The 16,824-nt window shown below is 36.9% G+C and carries 17 protein-coding genes and 1 pseudogene; all 18 read left to right on the forward strand.

Going from position 1 to position 16,824, the window contains the following annotated elements; genetic code table 11:
* Nucleotides 1-146: 146 nt before the first annotated feature.
* The 18 genes and pseudogenes from LIR34_RS02835 (at nucleotide 147) to LIR34_RS02920 (ending at nucleotide 16,768) form a co-directional block, all read left to right on the forward strand.
* Entirely contained in the window at nucleotides 147-584 is a 438-nt protein-coding gene (locus tag LIR34_RS02835) for a helix-turn-helix transcriptional regulator (protein ID WP_070100277.1), read from the forward strand.
* A 10-nt stretch (nucleotides 585-594) separates the two neighbouring features.
* Nucleotides 595-1,152: a signal peptidase I gene (gene lepB / locus LIR34_RS02840; RefSeq protein ID WP_110103551.1), complete on the forward strand. Its 558-nt coding sequence runs from the start codon at nucleotides 595-597 to the stop codon at nucleotides 1,150-1,152.
* Between the two features lie 225 nt (nucleotides 1,153-1,377).
* Nucleotides 1,378-1,569 (forward strand): annotated as a pseudogene (locus LIR34_RS02845) (TnpV protein); the annotation flags it as partial.
* 101 nt (nucleotides 1,570-1,670) lie between these two features.
* On the forward strand, nucleotides 1,671-2,372 hold the full coding sequence (locus LIR34_RS02850) for a lantibiotic protection ABC transporter ATP-binding protein (RefSeq protein WP_173746160.1): 702 nt from the start codon (nucleotides 1,671-1,673) through the stop codon (nucleotides 2,370-2,372).
* A gap of 4 nt (nucleotides 2,373-2,376) precedes the next feature.
* Entirely contained in the window at nucleotides 2,377-3,105 is a 729-nt protein-coding gene (locus LIR34_RS02855) for a lantibiotic immunity ABC transporter MutE/EpiE family permease subunit (protein WP_173903301.1), read from the forward strand.
* 1 nt (nucleotide 3,106) lies between these two features.
* Complete coding sequence (locus LIR34_RS02860; protein WP_173903300.1) at nucleotides 3,107-3,829, forward strand: lantibiotic immunity ABC transporter MutG family permease subunit; 723 nt, start codon at nucleotides 3,107-3,109, stop codon at nucleotides 3,827-3,829.
* Nucleotides 3,826-4,647 carry a NisI/SpaI family lantibiotic immunity lipoprotein gene (locus LIR34_RS02865; RefSeq protein WP_173903299.1) on the forward strand — a complete coding sequence of 274 codons (822 nt, stop codon included), beginning with the start codon at nucleotides 3,826-3,828 and terminating at the stop codon, nucleotides 4,645-4,647. The genes LIR34_RS02860 and LIR34_RS02865 overlap by 4 nt, the downstream gene beginning before the upstream one ends.
* Before the next feature lie 59 nt (nucleotides 4,648-4,706).
* Nucleotides 4,707-5,372 carry a response regulator transcription factor gene (locus tag LIR34_RS02870; RefSeq protein ID WP_066547260.1) on the forward strand — a complete coding sequence of 222 codons (666 nt, stop codon included), beginning with the start codon at nucleotides 4,707-4,709 and terminating at the stop codon, nucleotides 5,370-5,372.
* Nucleotides 5,357-6,724 (forward strand): sensor histidine kinase, encoded by a 1,368-nt coding sequence (locus LIR34_RS02875; protein WP_173903298.1) that lies wholly within the window; start codon nucleotides 5,357-5,359, stop codon nucleotides 6,722-6,724. Before LIR34_RS02870 ends, LIR34_RS02875 begins: the two co-directional genes overlap by 16 nt.
* Before the next feature lie 479 nt (nucleotides 6,725-7,203).
* On the forward strand, nucleotides 7,204-8,085 hold the full coding sequence (gene galE, locus LIR34_RS02880) for a UDP-glucose 4-epimerase GalE (RefSeq protein WP_330417659.1): 882 nt from the start codon (nucleotides 7,204-7,206) through the stop codon (nucleotides 8,083-8,085).
* A gap of 49 nt (nucleotides 8,086-8,134) precedes the next feature.
* The gene (locus LIR34_RS02885) at nucleotides 8,135-8,293 is read left to right on the forward strand and encodes a hypothetical protein (protein WP_173903297.1); all 159 of its coding nucleotides are present in this window, start codon (nucleotides 8,135-8,137) and stop codon (nucleotides 8,291-8,293) included.
* A 183-nt stretch (nucleotides 8,294-8,476) separates the two neighbouring features.
* Nucleotides 8,477-9,451: an SMEK domain-containing protein gene (locus LIR34_RS02890; protein ID WP_173903296.1), complete on the forward strand. Its 975-nt coding sequence runs from the start codon at nucleotides 8,477-8,479 to the stop codon at nucleotides 9,449-9,451.
* Nucleotides 9,435-9,665, forward strand: coding sequence for an ABC-three component system middle component 6 (locus LIR34_RS02895; protein ID WP_173903295.1), 231 nt, complete (start codon nucleotides 9,435-9,437; stop codon nucleotides 9,663-9,665). The genes LIR34_RS02890 and LIR34_RS02895 overlap by 17 nt, the downstream gene beginning before the upstream one ends.
* Nucleotides 9,650-11,407, forward strand: coding sequence for a DUF2326 domain-containing protein (locus LIR34_RS02900; protein ID WP_173903294.1), 1,758 nt, complete (start codon nucleotides 9,650-9,652; stop codon nucleotides 11,405-11,407). Before LIR34_RS02895 ends, LIR34_RS02900 begins: the two co-directional genes overlap by 16 nt.
* A gap of 502 nt (nucleotides 11,408-11,909) precedes the next feature.
* Nucleotides 11,910-12,596 carry a response regulator transcription factor gene (locus LIR34_RS02905; RefSeq protein ID WP_118252795.1) on the forward strand — a complete coding sequence of 229 codons (687 nt, stop codon included), beginning with the start codon at nucleotides 11,910-11,912 and terminating at the stop codon, nucleotides 12,594-12,596.
* Between the two features lie 8 nt (nucleotides 12,597-12,604).
* Nucleotides 12,605-13,642, forward strand: a complete 1,038-nt coding sequence (locus tag LIR34_RS02910) for a sensor histidine kinase (RefSeq protein ID WP_173903293.1) — start codon at nucleotides 12,605-12,607, stop codon at nucleotides 13,640-13,642.
* Nucleotides 13,643-13,754: 112 nt separating this feature from the next.
* Nucleotides 13,755-14,438, forward strand: a complete 684-nt coding sequence (locus LIR34_RS02915; protein ID WP_118252793.1) for an ABC transporter ATP-binding protein — start codon at nucleotides 13,755-13,757, stop codon at nucleotides 14,436-14,438.
* Nucleotides 14,435-16,768 (forward strand): ABC transporter permease, encoded by a 2,334-nt coding sequence (locus LIR34_RS02920; RefSeq protein ID WP_173903292.1) that lies wholly within the window; start codon nucleotides 14,435-14,437, stop codon nucleotides 16,766-16,768. Before LIR34_RS02915 ends, LIR34_RS02920 begins: the two co-directional genes overlap by 4 nt.
* The last annotated feature ends 56 nt before the right edge of the window (nucleotides 16,769-16,824 follow it).

A 16,824-nucleotide genomic window follows, 5' to 3' on the forward strand; every position in this document is an offset into this window, starting at 1 on the left:
AATCTGTTTTCAAAAATCCCATGTCAAAGAAGCTTTGCATACCTGTTTTTTCGCTGTAAAAGGTAAATTGCTTTTCATTTGGCAGAAATTTTTATATAATCCAGGTGAGAAAGCAAAACCGATTGGAAGAACAGGAGCAGAGCAATATGAACATTGGAACGCAGATACTAAAAATACGAAAAGAAAAGGGACTGACCCAGGAGGAATTTGGAAAAATATTTCATGTTACCAGACAGACTGTGTCTAATTGGGAAAATGAAAAGAGCTATCCGGATCTGCAGATTCTCATAGACATCAGCAACCGTTTTGATATTTCTCTCGATGTCTTAATAAAGGAAGATGTCAAAATGGTAAAAACCATGGATAAAGAAAGAGTGCTTGGATCATTGAAACGGGAAAAGTCTGTTATTGACTTTTTTACAGGTGCAGGAACTGGAATTGTAATTTCCTGCCTGTTTTCAGCTGATACAATGGTCAGAACGGTTACCATTGTATTAGGCGTGGTCATGATCGGAATTGGCTGGTACCGGGAAGCAAAATATGACAAAAGATTGTTCAGATATATGAATAATGAAGAACGGTGAGGTGGAGAGCATGAAAATCTGGCGTGAACTGTTAGGCTATGTGAAATTGATTGTAATAGTAGTGGCAATTACTCTGGTTATCAATAATGTTGTTTTGATTAACGCAAAAATCCCTTCACCCTCCATGGAAAAAACACTTATGGTGAAAGACCGCCTTTTCGGCTTTCGGCTTGCGTATGGAATTAATCTTAATCTGTTCGGTTATGAAATTTCTGAAAAGTTCAAGGACCCGGAGCGATTTGATATTGTAATATTCAAATACCCAGATGATGAAAGCCGTCTTTTTATCAAAAGAGTGATCGGACTGCCGGGAGAGGTAGTGGAAATTAAGGATGGGAAAGTTTACATTGATGGTTCACCCACTCCATTGGATGACTCTTTCATTCCAGAGAAAATGATCGGAAGTTATGGTCCATATACAGTTCCGGAAAACTGTTATTTCATGCTTGGTGACAACCGGAATGATTCGAAGGATTCACGTTCATGGAAAAACAAATTCGTGCGATTTGACCAGATTGTGGGGAAAGCTGTTGTAAGATACTATCCATCTTTCAAGTGGTTAGGATAATAAGAAACGCGAATATCAGTGGCTTATTAAGCACTGGAATATTCGCGTTTTTTATTTGATAATGGAAGTCGATTTGTCCTGTCTTGTGTATCCCAAAAGTGCCTGTTTTACAGGCTTTCCGGGGTATCAGTCATTTTGTCTGGTATTGTAAAGCAGTGTCAGATTTGTCATAAATGTCGTAAATTTGTGGTCAAAAAATGATGAGAAATGGAGAGTGCTAACAAAATGAAATTAACGTATACGAATGTAAATGGATATCTGCTTCCGGATCTTACTTATAAATCCGGTAAGCAGATGGAGCAACTTGGCAAGTATGGTTTTCTTCGCAGAGATTATCTGAAAAACCATCGAAATTCAACCTATCAGGTGATGCTTCTGCAGGATACGATTGGAAAGCATCTTCTGGAAGTGGACAAGTATTTCCTATTATGTATTTAAGAAATTCTATTTTCTTTATGAAATCTTCAAAATTTGCAGTTATCCTTTTAGCATAATCAAAAGAAAGGATAGTGTAAAATATGAGTATAATCTTGAAAACAACAAATCTCTGTAAATCATTCAGCAGGCAGACAGTTGTAAATAACATATCGCTGAATATTGAAAAAAATTCCGTCTATGGATTGTTGGGACCAAACGGAGCCGGAAAGTCCACAACACTTAAAATGATAACAGGCATTTTGAAACCGACATCTGGAAGCATTGAGTTTGACGGCCACGCTTGGCGCCGAAAAGATTTGAATGACATAGGAACCTTAATCGAAACCCCGCCTCTTTATGAGAACCTGACTGCATTTGAAAATTTAAAAGTGAGGACGGAGCTTCTCGGCTTACCGGATAAACGCTGCCATGAAGCGCTTGATATTGTCGGCCTTACGAATACCGGAAAGAAACGGGCAGGACAATTTTCTCTTGGCATGAAACAGCGGTTGGGAATTGCGATTGCAATTTTAAACAATCCCCGCCTGCTGATTTTAGACGAACCTACAAACGGCCTCGATCCTGTTGGTATAGAAGAACTCCGTGAATTGATTCGTTCCTTCCCCTCTAAAGGAATTACGGTAATTCTTTCCAGCCACATTCTTACAGAAGTACAGCAGATTGCTGACCATATCGGCATTATCTCGGAGGGTGTCTTGGGGTATGAAGGTGTTTTACATGCTGAAGAAAATCTCGAAAAATTATTCATGGATATCGTGAAAAAAAACAGAAAGGAAATGTAAGAGTATGAAATACTTTAAATCAGAACATTTAAAATTCAGAAGAACCTTTTTCAATAAATTATTGATAATTGCCCCATTGATTACAGCAGTTTTTGCTTGGCTTATGGCTGGATTTACTGGATTCCAGTATATGTCCTTGTATTGGTGGTATTCCTTTTTACTTCCGGGAACAATTACAGTTCTTTGCTATTTGTCCAATCAAAAAGAAATACGTGCAGATAAATACTATTCTGTATATTCTATGTCTATCAATCTGAAAAAATTTTGGATTAGTAAAAACCTGATTCTGATTAAAAAAATGATATTTGCGGCTTTTATATTGGCATTGTTAGTATGTGTTAGCAATATTATCTCCCCGTCAACCGTTATTTTCACACCGGGACAATCCTTTATAGGCAGTGTTGCTATTATGATAGCTTCTATATGGCAGATTCCGCTTTGCTTATTCTTGATTTTTAAAATAGGATTGTTTATGCCGCTTGTAGTAAACACTGCCTTTGGAATTTTTCTTCCCGGCTTTTTTGGAACTACCTCCTTATGGTGGCTGTGTCCATATTGTTGGGCTCCAAAGCTGGCGGAATCACTAATGGGAATTGGTATCAATGGAACATTGAATGACACTCCTAACGTTTCCATATTACCTGTTGCATTATCTTTAATTTTATCATTCATACTTTTTTTCGTACTTACTTATCTGGGTGCAGGTAATTTTAGCAGACAGGAGGCAAAATAGAATGACACTATATAGGGCAATTCGTTCAGAATTGGTAAAATTGCGCCACACACCACTATTACCAATTCATATATTCGTACCGATAGCAGGTGCAATCCTTTTTACAAGCTATTTTGGTTTATACAGTTTCAGACCAGACTACAATAAATATAAGCTGATTTTTGAGATTACAGCTACGTTTTTTCCAATTCTTATCAGCATAATTACCGGGTTAAATACGTTTATGGAAGATCACGCCGCACATTCACAGTCGATTCTATCCGTTCCAAACAGGATAACCATTTTCTGCGGAAAGTTTCTTGTCCTTTTTGGTGGAGGCGTTTTTTCACTGATTAGTTTGGTGCTATTATTTTCTATACTGGTAGCAATACAAGGACTTATTCCACATACACCCTATGTCATGCTGTTAGAAACAATAATAGTCCTTGCTTTTGGAAATATTATACTTTACATTTTTCATTTATTTATTGGCTTTAAGTTTGGACTTGGGCCGTCATTGTTTTTAGGTGTATTTGAAAGCCTACAGGTAATTATGTACAGTAATATTGTCTTAGTGGGAGTTTGGAAGTATATCCCTTTCGCTTGGGCGATTGATTTAAGCCGTTATGTGTTAGACGATAAACTATCCCTACACAAAAATGAGGTTTTTATAATGGGACTTATTACAATAATTGTTTTTATTGCAATGACTTTTTGGATTTCACAATGGGAAGGAAAACGATGATTAAGAAAATGATTTTACTGGTTGTTGCTATTCTGCTGATGGAAGCAAGTATGACTGGCTGTTCTGTTTTGGAAAAGGGAATTGATGAATATTCCAAAGACAAAGAAGAATGTGTGCTGAATACGGATAATGTGACACAGTTTACCTACAAGGGAGACAGCTTCACCATTCTTGATGATACGCTGTCAAATTCAGAACTTGGAGAATGGGTTGGCTATATCAGAAAACTTGCGGTCGTAGATTCAAACGGGAAAATCCTGCTTCAACAGGATACAGAAAAGGCCACTTTTAAAACTTTAGCTGATATTGCTGATTCAGAACCAGACGCCGCCTATATCATTCCATTTTTAAATGTCTATACGGTCAAAGATGGAAATACACAGGAGCTTATTGTTGACGTAAACGGAGGCTACCACAAAGCTATTCTTAATAGCTTTGTTACAGACAAAGATACTATTTTTCGATACAATCAGAAAACAGAGGCAACAGCAGAAGGAGAATTTACAATAAATACGCAAAATTGTACACAGTTGCTATGTGGGGATAAAGTTTATCAGATAACAGATGAAACCGTTCCCTATGAAAATATTGGAGAATATATTGATATAATTGCTGAATCCTATACATTTGATAATGATACAAAATTACAAATTCCCAAAGAGGAACTATATCATATTGATTGTAGAGGAAAAGAGAAGAGCTCACAAAAACGAGAGCAGTGGACAATAGGCGGTATATATGAAATCTTGGACAAAGATAGAACTGCTTCCGTGGCAGTAGAAGTAAATTCTGAATACCGGGTGGCAAAATGTCAGTAAAATTTGCAAAATAATATGATGGTGCTACAATAGTACCGGAGTGAAAGGAGGTGCATTTTATGGCAAATATCCTTGCTATAGATGATGAAATTCCTATTTTGGAATTGATAAAAAATGGATTGCAGAAAGACGGACATACCGTTTCCACATATCCATCTGTTTCACAGATTCCCTTAGAGTACTTAAACCGATATGATTTGATAATGCTTGACATTATGATGCCTGACACAGACGGCTTTACATTCTGTAAAAAAATCCGCTCCCTTGTGGATTGCCCCATACTATTTCTTACTGCTAAAACATTGGAGAACGATATCACTTTTGGCTTGGGAATTGGAGCTGATGACTATTTGACAAAGCCCTTCCGTATAGCTGAATTGCGGGCACGTGTAAACGCCCACCTGCGGCGGGAAACAAGAGAAAAACACAGCACAATCGTTTTTGAACATATTAAGGTCGATTTATCCGCAAAAGAAATCCGGGTTGATGACTGCCCGGTTCCCTTTACAAAGAGCGAATATTTAATTTGTGAATATCTTGCTAATAACAAAGGACAGGTTTTTTCTAAAGAACAGATTTATGAGGCTGTATTCAGTATTGACGGAGACAGCGATAACTCAACAATTTCTACTCACATTAAAAATGTACGGGCAAAGTTTAATAAGATGGGGGTACAGCCAATCATTACAGTTTGGGGGATAGGTTACAAATGGGAACAAAGATAGCGACATTAAGGACAGCTTTTATAAAATACCTTGTTATGCTGATAGGCAGTCTGGCATTATCCGTAATCACTCCTTTTCTTATATTTACGATATTTGCTAGTTTGGGGATTGTTAATTATGCTAATCAAAGTGAAGAATTTGTGAAAACAATAGCTCCTGTTCTTGCTTCAACACCTGATTTGGCAGATGTAACAGAAAATATGCCCCCCGGGTGTGATTACCTTTTGCTGGATAAATCATACACAATACTGGAAACCTCCTTAAAAAATGATGATGTGAAATCAGCATTAAGATATGCGACCGATGGTGTTAATACTGCAAATAACGGAAAGCAGTTTCTGCTGATTACAAGGGATAAGGAATTGATTGTTTTACAATACTATATTGGTTCACGCTTTATAAACCCATGGTTGAACAAATATTTTCCTTCACCGGAAATGATACTTTACTCTCTAATTGCTCTGAATTGCGTGTTTGTATGTATACTATTAACCATTCGTTTTTCAAGGCGTCTACAAAAACAATTAGTGCCTATTATGAACGCAACCGAAGAAATTTCATCACAAAATCTTGATTTTGAAATAGGCCATTCTAATATTAAAGAATTTGAAGATGTTCTGCTTTCTTTCTCTAAAATGCGGGATGATCTGAAAATGTCTTTAGAGAAGCAATGGCACGCGGAACAATTACAGAGAGAACAGATTGCAGCATTAGCCCACGATTTGAAAACACCTTTGACAGTTATTCAAGGAAATATTGATTTGATAAATGAAACGGAACTTGATGACGAACAATGTCTATATGCAGATTATATCACTGAAAGCTCCAGTCAAATAAGCATTTATATTAAGACGCTGATTGATATTTCCCGGACTGTTGCCGGGTATCAGCTTCATTTGGAAGAAATTGATATTTCTGGTTACATGGGACAGATTGAAGCACAGGCAAACTCTTTATGTCTTGCAAAAGGAATTTGTCTGCACATGGAAAAGGAAGTTGACTTGGGTATATTCAAAACGGATAAACTTCTGTTAGAACGGGCAATTATGAATGTGATAAGCAACGCCGTAGACTATTCTCCACCACTGGGAACAATTTATGTAACAACACAAAAGGTAGACCATTTTTTACACATATCCATAACAGACGAGGGAACCGGCTTCACATCAGAAGCTATACACCATGCACAAGAACAATTTTTTATGGGCGATAAAAGCAGAACTTCTAATATGCACTTTGGTATGGGACTTTATATCACAAACAGCATTATCAAACAACATGACGGGCAACTTATTTTAAGCAATTCTAAAAAGACTGGTGGTGCGCAGGTAATAATTAAAATTCCATATTAAGAAATTAGAGGGCGATACTACGGTATCGCTCATTATTTTTTCAAATCTTTATAAAATCTACAAATTTTCCATATATATAACTTCATTCTGCCGCACGACGGCAAAGAAAAAAAGCTATCGTAACGCAGATACATTTTCGCGTGCTTTTGAAGCGGTGGCTTTGATTTTTAGAGCAGATGCTTCTTTTTGTGCTTATTTTTAGCAACGACGACCCGGACACAGAACAGCGGCATTTAGGAGGATTGACGCCATGTCTGCGTTATCCTTGTTTTGCTGATATGTATGATAACCCTCTTCTATCCTATAAAAAACTTGCAGGAAATCGCTCTATCGTAGAACGATTAAGAGATTATGAATATTAAAGTAATGGATCCGGATATTGCACCAAGGTATAAAAAGTATATTCCATATTGGGCATAATTTAAGTTTCGCTAAGTTTCACTTATATAGGTGTTTGAGGAAAATTTAATAGAAAAAACATAAAAAAAGCACTGATTATATCAAAAATCACGGGAAAACCAGTGAAGTTTTATAAGGCAGATATTCTGGATAGAGATGCTCTAAATGATATTTTTGACAAGGAAACTATTGAGTCCTGCATCCATTTTGCAGGTTTGAAGGCAGTTGGAGAATCTGTGGTTAAGCTCTGGGAGTATTATGAAAATAACATAGCAGGCACTTTAACTCTGATTGATGTAATGAGAAAACATAATGTGAAAAATATTATTTTCTCTTCCTCAGCAACTGTATATGGAGATCCGGCACAGATTCCGATTACAGAAGAATGCCCAAAGGGACAGTGTACGAACCCATACGGCTGGACCAAATCCATGTTGGAGCAGGTACTTACCGATATCCAGAAAGCAGATCCAGAATGGAATGTTATGCTTCTTCGTTACTTTAATCCAATTGGAGCGAACCCAAATGGCATTCCCAATAACCTTATGCCATATATTACACAGGTAGCAGTTGGTAAGCTGAAGGAACTTGGTGTATTTGGAAATGATTATGATACTCCGGATGGAACTGGTGTAAGAGATTATATTCATGTTGTGGACCTGGCAAAGGGTCATGTAAAAGCACTTAAGAAAATCGAAGAAAATCCAGGGCTTGCGATTTACAATCTGGGAACCGGAAAGGGCTATAGTGTTCTTGATATTGTGAAGAATTTTGAAGCTGCAACTGGTGTGAAAATTCCATATGTGATCAAACCTCGCCGAGCAGGAGATATTGCAACTTGTTATTGTGATGCATCTAAGGCAGAAAAAGAGCTTGGCTGGAAAGCAGAAAACGGTATCCGTGAGATGTGTGAAGATTCCTGGAGATGGCAGTCTAATAATCCGCAGGGATATGAAGAATAGAATGTATATTTAAAATAAGAGAGCTGTAAGATGCAGCCCTCTTATTTTTTTGGATCCAAAAGAGGCAGAAGAATTTTTTTATATAGAGGAAATGCTTCGGCTTCTGAAAGACCATAAAGAGAAAAAGGAAGATAACAGCCGTAAAATCTGGATGGTTTTGTCATTCCTTATCTGGTACGATAAATTCTTTGTTACATATTCGAAGTAAGTGAGTTGATCACGAGGTGAGTAACATTGCTTTCATCGTACACTCACATACCTATGGCTTGTATCCGGAGAAAATCAAAGGTAGCACAATTCATGCGATCACGATTTACGAGAAAAATCAATAGTCATATAGTAAAAAATATGTTAGAATGAAGCAAGCAACAAATAAGGAGAGTGGAAAAGCATGATAAATAAAGAGGTTTATTTAAAAACTATAGCTGAAAATTTAGCACTATTAAGTCGGGAAGTGTCTATTTTAAATGCAGTAAATCTCTATGATATTAACATCATTGCGGAAGACTTCTTTCCTGGGTTGTTGAATCTTATCTATGGTTATGAATTGAAAAATGCAAATCATTTGGAAAAAAATGCTCCAGCAATTGATTTGATTGATCGGAAGAATAGGATAGCAGTTCAGGTTACATCAGACAATAGTAGTACAAAAATCAGGCATACGATAGCGGAATTTAATAAAAATCAAGAGTATCATTTATATGACAGATTGGTTGTACTAATTTTGACGCAGAAGAAAAAATATTCTTCTGATTTTGATACACAGGGGCTGTTTTCTTTCGAAAAGACAAGAGATATTTGGAACGTTGAAAAGTTAATAAAAGATATTCGTGAATTAGAGACAGTGCAAATAAAAAAAATTAGCGATTATCTGTCAGAAGAATTGTGTAACAAATATTATTCTGTGAGAGAAACACAGGCGGGAGAAGTGGACACAATCATAGATTTGATAGAGTATATTTCACAAAATAGAAAAGTAAACAAGGATCGTAAAACAACGGTGGATCCAGAGTATAAAATATATAAAAGATTTAAGAATTTTACGGATAAATTAATTACGGAGTATACGACGCTTTATACAATTTATGGAGAGGCGTTGAATATTGTGAATGAAACGCTTGGAATAGATGAAGCTCAGGACATTATTATTATGTTCTATCTGCAGGATATTAGCGTACAATTTTTGGAAGAGGAGCATGATAACCCCATTGCTGCTTTAAATAAATTGGTTACATATTTTGAAGAAAAATTAAGCACTAATGGAAAAAAATATGACCGTTCTGCGATAAAATTCTATCTTGTCAATGAAATGATTAAATGTAGGGTATTTCCAAACGAAGGGAGTGAGTATGATGCTGACAAGTAGCAATGCACTAAAATCTTCTGCAATGTATATTGGTTATCTCATACTCAAAGAGATACAAAAGCGAGATGCAGAAAAGATTTCAATATATGATGTGTCCAAAGCATTAAAAAAAGCCGGAATCACAAGTAGCAGGCAATTGATCTTAGGGCTTTCTTTTTTATACTCTGTTGATATTGTTGAGTTTGAGGAGTCGAACATATGGGTAAAGAAATAAATCGTATTCGTCTCAATCGACTTTATTCTGAAAATAATATTTTTGAAGAAATTACTTTTCATGATGGAGTTAATATTATATTAGGCGAGAAGTACGATGACAGATCTGTAAAAGGCCGAAAGACAAATGGTGTTGGAAAATCCATGAGTATTGAATTTTTGGATTTTTGTTTTCTGAATGATTATGAAAAATCCAGAATTGTAAAAATACCAAAAGAAGTTTTACCAGTAGAAGAAAATGTAATCCTGGATTTAGATATAGGGCAGGAAACAGTCACCATAAAAAGAAACCGCAAACAAGCAGATAAACCTATACTTATCAGGGAGGGGAAAACAGTTTCCTTTGATAAAATTCAGGACGCAAGAGATTATCTGACTGGAATTATTTTTTCAAAATTAAATGGTAAAAAAGTGCCTAGTTTTAGAAATCTTTTTTCAATCTTGATGAGGGATGAACGTTCAGAGTTTACAGATATAATAAAATGTCATGACCTGACAAAAAAGATCCCGGACGATCTAAGTGCTCATTTATATTTGCTGGGATTTTCTCTGGAAGCTTATAAGAATACAATTGAAACCATCAGGGAAATTGAGGCAGTTAGTACTGTCCTTACGAAAGAAAAAAAAGAACTGACGCAGGACGGGAAAAAGAAAATTTCAGATGTCAGAGCGGAGCTCAATGCATTGGAAGATGAATTGCAAAAATTGGAGGATGCGATTGAAAGCTTTAAAACGAATGAGAGCTTTAATGCTATGGAAGCGGATCTAATTGAATTGGAGGATTTACTGGACCAATTGAGAAAACGGCAAAAGGCTTTGCGTTATGATTATGAAAAAATTAGAAAAATGCCAAAACCGGAACAAATTGATGACAGAGAAATCGAATTGGTCTACAACCAGTTTAAGAATGATTTAGGAAATGCTATAGTAAAATCTTTGAATGAAGTGGTAGGATTTAAGAATAAAATAGAAGAATTTCAAAGAATGTTGGTGAATCAAAAAGCAAAAGAATTGGAGTCCCAGTTAAAAAATATTGCGGAACAAATTCGGATTTTGGATGATGAATATTCAGAAAAGCTGAAGGTGATTGATAAAAAAGGAATTCTTAAGAATTTAAAAGTAAGTTTAAAAATTTACGAAGCAAAGAAAGAAGCCACTTCAAATACAAAGTTTTTATTCGAACAATACCAAAAGAACGAGAAAAAGAAAAGAATGCTAAACCTACAGAAAACGCAGCAACTCATGGAAATTGATGATGAGATTGAACAAAATAAAAAAATCATTGATGACTTTACTGATACTATTTTGCAAATCCATGAATTTATTATGGGAAATAAGGAATGTTCGTTTAGCATCCAGACAATTGATAAAGCTCGCAGAAAAACACCAGTCGAATTGACTCTTCGCATTTATGATGATGGAAGTCATAGTGTAGATAGAACAAAGGTGTTCATTTATGATATGGCATTATTATTTAATCAATATACGAGAGATAGGCATCCGCTGTTTTTAGTGCATGATAATATTTTTGATGTGGATCAGGATACACTTGTTCAATGTTTGAATTATCTTTATAAACAAGAAGAACAATATCAGGATTTTCAATATATTCTTACACTAAACCGCGATAAGATTGAAAGTGAAGAGCAGAGAAAACTAATCCAAATGAATATTGACGAGCATCAAGTGGCCGTTTTTACGAAGAAAAAGAAATTTTTGGGACGGGATTATCAGGAAAAATAATAAAAAATGTGCTATATGACATTTGATTATAAAATAGCAGATAATAAAGTTCACTCTTGAACCGGAACATCAATGATTTTCGAGTAAATTTGTGATACTGTTCATGTATCCTTTCTACTGTTGGAATTTTCTGTAAAAATAATCATACGAAAAGAAGGATAAAATGAAATAGGATTAATCTAGTTGTAGAAAACTGATTAATCCTATTTTGACTTTTTTTATATAAGAAAAACTCAAGTTTGCGGCTCAAAAACTTTGATTATCCATACAGATTTCTTTGCCTCAGAGCACAAAACCCAGTGTATATTAAAAGTTTGAATGTTGGTGAATGGTTGGATTGGATGCCAGAGTTACTATGAGCCTGGAAACTGCCATAAAAAGGCACTAATGTTAGCTTGACAGATGTAGAGATGATCATATACAGAATCCTATCAACTTCATCTGGATGATGGTAACTCAATCTGCACATTATATGAAATGATATACAGAAAGAGAGTTAAAGATGAGTAAAATATTACTTTTAGAAGATGATTTAAGCCTTAACAATGGATTATCCTTTGTTTTCAAAAAGCAGGGATTTGAACTGAGTATTGCCAGAACGCTCAAAGAGGCAGAGGGGATGTGGAAAGATGGAAAATATGATTTGCTGATCTTGGATGTATCTCTGCCGGACGGTTGTGGCTTTGAATTTTGCAAAAAAGTTCGGCTTACATCAAAGGTGCCGATTATTTTTCTGACGGCTTCGGACGAAGAAACAAGCATCATTATGGGGTTGGATATTGGCGGTGATGACTATATTACAAAACCGTTCAAACTGGGAGTTTTTGTTTCAAGGATTAATGCCTTACTTCGTCGCGCAAATTCTTTTCAGGCAATGGATACGGAATTGCAGTCGAATGGTATCAAAGTTCTTTTGCTGCAAGGACAGGTTTTTAAGAATGGAGTACTTTTGGATTTAACTGCTGTGGAATATAAGCTGCTTTGTTTGTTTATGCGAAATCCGAATATGGTACTGACGAAGGAGCAAATTTTGGATAAGCTATGGGACTGCGATGGAAATTATATCGACAGTAGTACCCTTACAGTCTATATGCGTCGGCTTCGTATGAAAATTGAGGATAATCCGAGCGAACCGCAAATGCTCCGGACTGTTCGAGGCATGGGTTATAAATGGAACATTACCGTATGAGGTGCAGAATGAAAATACTTGCAAATAAAGAAATCAAAAATCTATTTCTTTCGCTCTCGCTGATTTTAGGGTGCACATTTCTCTTAGCTGAGTTTTTTTTATGGCTGTCTTGTCACCGACTTTCCCTGTCACTGCTAATCCTTCTACTATTGGCTAATAGTGCTGTATGTGCAGTCTGCTTTGTATATTTTAATCGGCAAAATCAGATTATGGAGCAGGCAATATCGCAGATCAATGCGTATCTTGATGGTGATCGCAGTGCTCGTATTGAATGTGATGATGAGGGCGAATTGTACCGCCTTTTTCATTCCATCAATTCTTTAGCAGCAGTATTAAACGCTCATGCAGATAACGAGTTGCGAGAGAAGGAGTTTTTGAAAAATACAATCTCCGACATTTCGCACCAACTGAAAACGCCACTGGCAGCTTTGAATATTTATAACGGACTACTTCAGGATGAGGATATAGAGGTGTCCTCTGTGAAAGAATTTGCTGATCTGTCCGAGCAGGAGCTTGATCGTATTGAAGTTTTGGTGCAAAGCCTTCTCAAAATCACAAAGTTGGATGCTGGTTCTATTGCATTTGAAAAGGAAATAGAAAATGTGGCGGATATGATGCAGGATTTGGAGCTGCACTTTGCGTATCGTGCCAAAAAGGAACAGAAAGAGATCGTCTTATCTGGTGCAGATGATATTTCCCTTTTCTGTGACCGTGATTGGTTGAGTGAAGCGATTGGCAATATTGTGAAAAATGCGATGGATCATACAGAAAAGGGCGATACCATTCACATCAAATGGAAGGCACTGCCCTCTGCTGTTCAAATCACAGTAAAAGATAACGGGTGCGGGATTCATCCAGAAGACCTATACCATATCTTTAAGAGGTTTTATCGCAGCCGCTTTTCAAAGGATATACAGGGGATTGGGCTTGGCCTGCCGTTGGCAAAAGCAATTATCGAAGCTCATGGGGGTCTGATAGAAGTAGAAAGCGAATTAGGACTTGGAACGAGTTTTATAATGAATTTCCCAATTCCTACAAAATTGTAGGCTGGTTGTAGGGTTACAGTAATATTGAGGTGCTACTCTTTCCATTGTAGACAGAGAACGAAAGTCCACCCGTTTACGACAGCAAAATTATTGAGAAAGAGGTGTTTGCACTATGAACTTGTTAGAAGTCAAAAATATTTGTAAAACCTATGGCAACGGGGAAACCGCAGTCAAGGCTTTGAAAGATGTTAGCTTTTCTGTTCCCAAAGGGGAGTATGTGGCAATCGTTGGAGAATCCGGTTCTGGCAAAAGTACACTGCTGAACATGATCGGCGCCTTGGATACGCCTACGTCAGGCAAGGTGCTGATTGATGGCAAGGACATTTTTTCCATGAACGACAAGAAATTAACTGTGTTTCGGCGTAGGAATATCGGCTTTATTTTTCAGGCGTTCAACCTTGTGCCGGAGCTGACCGTGGAGCAGAATATCATCTTCCCTGTGTTGCTGGACTACCAGAAACCGGACAAAAAGTATCTGGAAGAACTATTGGCGGTGCTGAATCTGAAAGAGCGCCGAAATCACCTGCCGAGTCAGCTTTCCGGTGGTCAACAACAAAGAGTGGCGATTGGACGTGCATTGATTACCCGCCCTTCTCTGATTCTGGCGGATGAGCCGACGGGAAATCTGGATTCACAAAATAGCAGCGAGGTTATTGCATTGCTCAAAGAAACATCGAAAAAATATGAGCAGACCATCATTATGATTACCCATAACCGCGGCATAGCACAAACGGCAGACCGGGTATTGCAAGTGTCGGATGGAGCTTTAACTGATTTTGGGAGGTGCCGTGAATGAAAAGCTATCTTAGTCTCATCCCCATTTCTGCAAAGGTGCGCAAGCAACAAAATCGTATGACAGTTTTGTGTATTATTATTGCGGTGTTTCTTGTTACAGCCATTTTCAGTGTCGCTGACATGATGATACGAACAGAAAGTGATTTTATGATAAATAATCATGGAAACTGGCACATTGCGATAAAAAATATTTCACAGGATGATGCGGATGAAATCAGTAATCGTTCAGATGTTACAGCAGTTGGTGCAGCCTCTCAATTTAATTTTGAAGGAGAACAACCATACCGAATCAACAAAAAACGAACCGTTTTGTATGGCACTGATGAAGCTTATATCGTTCAGATTTCAAATGGAATTGTAGAAGGAACATTTCCGGAAAATGATACGGAAGTTATGCTTACACCTAATGCTGTAACTGCTTTGGGAGTACAAATTGGGGATAAAGTAACCTTACATACCCCTGCTGGAGATCGGATATTTACAATATCAGGTTTTGGAACAGATGATGAAAATTATTATAACAATCAGACCTATTTGGTAGGTTCTTATCTGACACAAAATGCATTTACTTCTGTTATGGCACAAAACGAAGTGACAAATAATGAGTTAACCTATTATGTGCAGTTTGAAAGTGCAACAAAAGCAGCAAATGCAAAAAGAGAATTACAGACACAGTACCAATTACCTGATGAGAGTATTTCTGAAAATACTGGTGTTATGGGTATGTCTGGACAAAGTAACAGTACTGCGATGCAGAGTATATACGGATTAGCAGCAATTCTATTTGTTTTAGTGTTGCTGGCAGGGATATTGATGATTTCTGGCAGCATGAATAGCATGATTGCACAACGAACTCAGTTTTTTGGAATGTTGCGTTGCATTGGTGCAAGTCATGTGCAAATTATCCGCTTTGTTCGTTTGGAAGCATTGAACTGGTGTAAAATAGCGGTACCTATAGGGGTGTTCTTCGGAACAATAATTAGCTGGATTATTTGTGCCACACTTCATTATGGAATTGGTGGAGAATTTTCTACAACACCAGTCTTTCAGATCAGTCCTGTTGGACTAATCAGTGGTGTGGTTGTCGGCGTGGTAACTGTATTTTTAGCGGCGCAATCCCCAGCAAAACGGGCTGCTAAAGTTTCACCTATATCAGCGGTTTCTGGCAATATAGATAATAAAGTTTCTGCTAACCACGCTATTAAGTTTAACTTAGGGAAAATTGACAATTCGCTTGGTTTCCATCATGCAATTGAAAAGAAGAAAAACTGGTTTTTAATGACAGCTTCTTTTGCATTAACTATTATGTTGTTTTTTTCCTTTTCTGTGATTTTAGACTTTGCAAAGCAGCTTGTTCCATCGCAAAATGTCACATCAGCCGACATAGCATTATCAAGTTATGCAAATAAACTGGATATTGAGCGTAGCCTGGTCGATGAAATAAAAAAAATAGATGGGGTTGCAAATGCTTATGGAAGTAGCTATATGGAAAATATCCCCGCAACATCTTCAAGAGCAGGGATAGACCATATCAACATTGTTTCTTATGATGATACACTGCTAGATTACTCAAAAGAAAGTATTGCTCAGGGAGCATTGGATACAGTTTATGGGGACAGTAACAAAGTGGCAACCGTATATAATGGAAATAATTCACTGCGTATAGGTGATACTATCCAGTTTGCAGGCGAGGAAGTAGAGATTGCTTGCACTCTGTCACAAGGGCTCTTTGGAGATGATTTGATTATTATTTGTTCGCAGGAAACATTTGACCGTATCATGGGTAATACAAAGTATGGTCTTATTGGAATTCAATTAGATTCAAATGCAACTGAAGAAACGATAGCAGAAATTAGAAGCCTTGAAAATGATGACATTATTATCACAGATCAGCGTGAAAGCAATAAACAAAATAATGCTACCTATTTGGCGGTACGAATTGTTTGTTATGGTTTTCTGGCTATTGTCGGAATTATCTCGCTGTTTAATATCGTCAATAGCATCTCCATGAGTGTATCTGCACGGATGAAGCAGTATGGAGCAATGCGAGCTGTTGGTATGGATAATAGACAGCTTAAACGAATGATTTCTGCGGAAGCGTACACCTATGCAATTTCTGGTTTGATAGTTGGATGTGGTATTGGACTTCCTCTTAGCCGATTTTTATATAATCGTCTAATTGCACATTATTTTGGAATTGAGTGGAGTTTTCCTATCCTATGGTTTGGAATCGTTGTTGCCTTTATCTTTATATCTGCTATTGTATCTGTCTATGCCCCTGCAAAGCGCATACGTAATATGGCAATTACCGAAACAATCAATGAATGGTAATAGCCATTAGTTTTGATAAATCTTATTGATATATTGACAAATAACGTAAAATAATC

Source organism: Blautia sp. MSK17_66, from assembly GCF_020538025.1.
Classification (GTDB): Bacteria; Bacillota; Clostridia; order Lachnospirales; family Lachnospiraceae; genus Blautia_A.

Excerpts from the sequence above, each read along its gene's own strand:
- LIR34_RS02870 (WP_066547260.1), top strand. The coding sequence starts at position 4,707 with ATGGCAAATATCCTTGCTATAGATGATGAAATTCCTATTTTGGAATTG.
- LIR34_RS02890 (WP_173903296.1), top strand. The coding sequence starts at position 8,477 with ATGATAAATAAAGAGGTTTATTTAAAAACTATAGCTGAAAATTTAGCA.
- LIR34_RS02920 (WP_173903292.1), top strand. The coding sequence starts at position 14,435 with ATGAAAAGCTATCTTAGTCTCATCCCCATTTCTGCAAAGGTGCGCAAG.
- LIR34_RS02910 (WP_173903293.1), top strand. The coding sequence starts at position 12,605 with ATGAAAATACTTGCAAATAAAGAAATCAAAAATCTATTTCTTTCGCTC.
- LIR34_RS02895 (WP_173903295.1), top strand. The coding sequence starts at position 9,435 with ATGATGCTGACAAGTAGCAATGCACTAAAATCTTCTGCAATGTATATT.
- lepB (WP_110103551.1), top strand. The coding sequence starts at position 595 with ATGAAAATCTGGCGTGAACTGTTAGGCTATGTGAAATTGATTGTAATA.
- LIR34_RS02850 (WP_173746160.1), top strand. The coding sequence starts at position 1,671 with ATGAGTATAATCTTGAAAACAACAAATCTCTGTAAATCATTCAGCAGG.
- LIR34_RS02835 (WP_070100277.1), top strand. The coding sequence starts at position 147 with ATGAACATTGGAACGCAGATACTAAAAATACGAAAAGAAAAGGGACTG.
- LIR34_RS02905 (WP_118252795.1), top strand. The coding sequence starts at position 11,910 with ATGAGTAAAATATTACTTTTAGAAGATGATTTAAGCCTTAACAATGGA.
- LIR34_RS02915 (WP_118252793.1), top strand. The coding sequence starts at position 13,755 with ATGAACTTGTTAGAAGTCAAAAATATTTGTAAAACCTATGGCAACGGG.
- LIR34_RS02900 (WP_173903294.1), top strand. The coding sequence starts at position 9,650 with ATGGGTAAAGAAATAAATCGTATTCGTCTCAATCGACTTTATTCTGAA.
- LIR34_RS02865 (WP_173903299.1), top strand. The coding sequence starts at position 3,826 with ATGATTAAGAAAATGATTTTACTGGTTGTTGCTATTCTGCTGATGGAA.
- LIR34_RS02875 (WP_173903298.1), top strand. The coding sequence starts at position 5,357 with ATGGGAACAAAGATAGCGACATTAAGGACAGCTTTTATAAAATACCTT.
- LIR34_RS02860 (WP_173903300.1), top strand. The coding sequence starts at position 3,107 with ATGACACTATATAGGGCAATTCGTTCAGAATTGGTAAAATTGCGCCAC.
- LIR34_RS02855 (WP_173903301.1), top strand. The coding sequence starts at position 2,377 with ATGAAATACTTTAAATCAGAACATTTAAAATTCAGAAGAACCTTTTTC.